This window comes from Olsenella sp. CU969 (assembly GCF_905219715.1).
GTDB classification, from domain to species: domain Bacteria; phylum Actinomycetota; class Coriobacteriia; order Coriobacteriales; family Atopobiaceae; genus Granulimonas; species Granulimonas faecalis.
On the sequence record NZ_CAJMXC010000119.1, the window covers coordinates 1 to 3,466 of the forward strand.

The following is a 3,466-nucleotide window of genomic DNA, read 5'->3' on the forward strand; positions in this document are numbered from 1 at the left end:
GTTCAGCATAGGCCTGCTGGGCCGGGGTCGAGCCGGTGGGTCGTCTCGGCCGGCGGCCTGGACCGATTCGGAGAAACGCTCCAACTTGCAAGTTGGAGCGTGCTGGCGGCGCCCGGCAGCCCGCTTTGGCCCGAAAAACGCTCCAACTTGCTACTTGGTGTGGATTAACGGCTCCTTCTCCCTCCAAATCCGCTCCAACTTGCAAGTTGGAGCGCCTCATCTCAGCCGGTCACCTCGGCCGCCTATTGTTGGGGACCCTTTGGGGGCATAGAAAACCACACAGGCCGCTGGCGCTTCGGCGCCGGCAGAAAACCCAAGGCGAGAAAGGCGTCCATGAAGAAGGGTCTTGGAGCAAAAGTGCCGCTCTGTCCCGGATCGGCCGCAGNCGCCNGCACGTGCGNCGAGGGCGGAGGGGCCCTCAATGCCGCAGATGTCTCCTTTGACAAGCGCGNCTGCGACAAGGCCCTGCGCCGGTGGCCCGACCTCCGCGTCCGGGTGGCCGCTGCTGTGGAGACCCAGGCGCAGGCCGGGTTCTTCCATTGCAAAGGAGCCGGCCGCTGGTGGGGGCGCGCCCTCAAGGAGTGCCGCGTGAACTCGCGCGACGCCGGCAGCGTGCGTATCGCATTCTCGGTGGAGGGCGGCCGCGCCACGGTGGTCTACATCACGCAGACCCTTGTGCGCCGCGACTTCCTCCGCGAGCNCGACCGTTTCTTAGGGGAGGCGCGCCCATGAAGCTTGTGGCCATGAAGCAGGCCCTGGGGCGGGCCCAGGGCCTGTGTGGGCGTGGGGCCTCGGGCACGGTGAGGCTTCTCACGTTCAAGAAGGATCGCTCCGTCACGGTGAGTGCGGTCGACGGCATGGTGAGGGTGGCCGAGCAGGGCTTCTCGTCGCAGGTGGTGGAGGTCCCGGCCGGCTCCGAGGCCAGGCGGGCCCTCCGCGAGNCCTGTCGTCGGGAGTTTCCGCGCTCCAACAAGCTCTATGTGAGGGAGTGAAGCGGCCGGCTGTGGCAAGATGAAAGGTCCGTCCAGCCACAAGTGCAGCACAGGGAGCTTTTTATGGCAGAGTTCGTCTACCAGATGTACGAGGCCCGCAAGACCGCCGGCGACANGGTCATCCTCGACGACGTGTCGCTCTCGTTCTTCCCCGGGGCCAAGATCGGCGTCGTGGGCCCCAACGGCATGGGCAAGTCCACGCTCCTCAAGGTCATGGCCGGCATCGAGGACGTCTCCAACGGCGAGGNCCGCCTCACCCCCGGCTACACCGTGGGCATCCTCGAGCAGGAGCCCAAGCTCGACGAGGACGCCACCGTCATCGAGAACATCCGCCAGGCCTTCGGCGACCTGCTGGCCAAGATCGACCGCTTCAACGAGATCGGCAACGAGATGGCCGAGCCCGACGCCGACTTCGACGCCCTCATGGCCGAGATGGGCACCCTGCAGGATCAGATCGACGCCGCCAACGGCTGGGACCTCGACTCCCAGCTCTCCCAGGCCATGGACGCCCTGCAGTGCCCCGACCCCGACACGCCGGTCTCCGTGCTCTCTGGTGGCGAGCGCCGCCGCGTGGCCCTCTGCCGCCTGCTGCTGGAGGNCCCCGACCTGCTCCTCCTCGACGAGCCCACCAACCACCTCGACGCCGAGAGCGTCCTCTGGCTCGAGCACTTCCTCCAGAACTACGAGGGCGCCGTGCTCGCCGTCACCCACGACCGCTACTTCTTCGNNCNCGTGGCCGAGTGGATATGCGANGTGGACCGCGGCCAGCNCTTCCCCTACAAGGGCAACTACTCCACCTACCTCGANACCAAGGCCGCCCGCATCGCCGCNCAGGGGACCCAGCAGGCGCGNNTGGCCAAGCGCATGAAGGCCGAGCTTGAGTGGGTGCGCTCCAGCCCGAGCGCCCGCCTCACCAAGAACAAGGCCCGACTCGAGCGCTACGAGCAGATGGAGGCCGAGGCCCGCAGCGCCAAGAAGCTGGACTTCGCCGAGATCCAGATCCCCGTGGGCCCGCGCCNGGGCGCCAAGGTCCTCGAGGTGGAGCACCTGGAGAAGGGCTTCGACGACGCCTCGGGCGAGCGCCGCGTCCTCATCGACGACCTCTCGTNCACGCTGCCGNGCAACGGCATCGTGGGCGTCATCGGCCCCAACGGCGTGGGCAAGACGACACTGTTCAAGACCATCGTGGGCCTCGAGGAGCCCGACGCCGGCACCGTGGAGCTGGGCGAGAGCGTGAAGCTGTCCTACGTGGACCAGAACCGCGCCGGCATCGACCCCGACAAGACCGTGTGGGAGGTCGTCTCCGACNGCAACGACTTCATGATGGTGGGCGAGACCGAGGTGCCGAGCCGCGCCTACGTGGCCGCGTTCGGCTTCAAGGGCGCCGACCAGCAGAAGAAGGCCGGCGTGCTCTCCGGCGGCGAGCGCAACCGCCTGAACCTGGCCCTCACCCTCAAGCAGGGCGGCAACCTGCTGCTCCTGGACGAGCCCACCAACGACCTCGACGTCGAGACCCTCTCCAGCCTCGAGGCCGCGCTCCTCGACTTCCCCGGCTGCTCCGTGGTGATCAGCCACGACCGCATGTTCCTGGACCGCATCGCCACCCACATCCTGGCCTGGGAGGGCACGGACGAGGAGCCCGGCCACTGGCACTGGTTCGAGGGCAACTTCGAGAGCTACCAGAAGGACCGCGAGAGGCGCCTGGGCCCCGAGGCCAGCCGCCCGCACCGGATCCACCGCAAGCTCACCCGCGACTAGGGTCCCGCCCCNTGCCGCNGCCGCCCGTCCAGCCGGGCCCGTGTCGCCGATGGCCGCGACGCGGGCCCGGCTCCTGTCTTGGTAAAACCATGGTATTGTTGCATTGATATATAAAAATGCGACAAGGAGAAACCATGAACATAGGTGCTGTGGCCGTGAGCCCCAACAAGGTGGTCCGAGACGCCGAGGAGAACTACCGCGGCGGCTTCTTTTGCTGCGAGGCCCTCATGGGGGCGGTCTGCGACAACTTCGACCTCGACGTGGCCGACGACGTGGTGGCCATGAGCTCGGCCATGGCCGTGGGCATGGGGCGCTCGGGCTGCGTGTGCGGGGCGCTCAACGGCGGGGTCATGGCCCTGGGCATGTTCTTTGGGCGCACGACCCCCGACGGCCCCGCGGACCCAAAGGTGCGTCGCGCCATGGCCCTCTCCAACGAGCTCCACGACTGGTTTCGGGCCAACAACGGCAAGAGCGCCGTCTGCTGCCGGGTGCTCACCCGGGGCATGGACATGGCGGCCGGCGAGCACAGGGGGCAGTGCATCGTCCTCACGGGCCTCTGTGCCTGGAAGGTGGCCGACGTCGTCTGCCGCGAGCTGGCCATCGAGAACCTCGACGGCTGAGGGCCGCCCCGTTGGGAGGCGGGCAGGGCGGCGGATGAGGCTGGGCGGTGGACGGGGCGGCGATCCCGGCTGGGACAAAAGTGTCCGGGTGTTGGG

The 3,466-nt window shown here is 68.1% G+C and carries 2 protein-coding genes; both read left to right on the forward strand.

The genetic code is table 11. The features are described 5' to 3' along the window. The first annotated feature begins 1,055 nt into the window (after positions 1 to 1,055). Positions 1,056 to 2,750 carry an energy-dependent translational throttle protein EttA gene (gene ettA / locus JX283_RS07990; RefSeq protein WP_204830104.1) on the forward strand — a complete coding sequence of 565 codons (1,695 nt, stop codon included), beginning with the start codon at positions 1,056 to 1,058 and terminating at the stop codon, positions 2,748 to 2,750. A 134-nt stretch (positions 2,751 to 2,884) separates the two neighbouring features. Beyond that, complete coding sequence (locus tag JX283_RS07995) at positions 2,885 to 3,370, forward strand: C-GCAxxG-C-C family protein (protein ID WP_204830105.1); 486 nt, start codon at positions 2,885 to 2,887, stop codon at positions 3,368 to 3,370. Positions 3,371 to 3,466 lie beyond the last annotated feature (96 nt).

What these genes read in the sequence shown, in the direction of transcription:
- JX283_RS07995 (WP_204830105.1), top strand. Translation starts at nt 2,885, where the DNA reads ATGAACATAGGTGCTGTGGCCGTGAGCCCCAACAAGGTGGTCCGAGAC.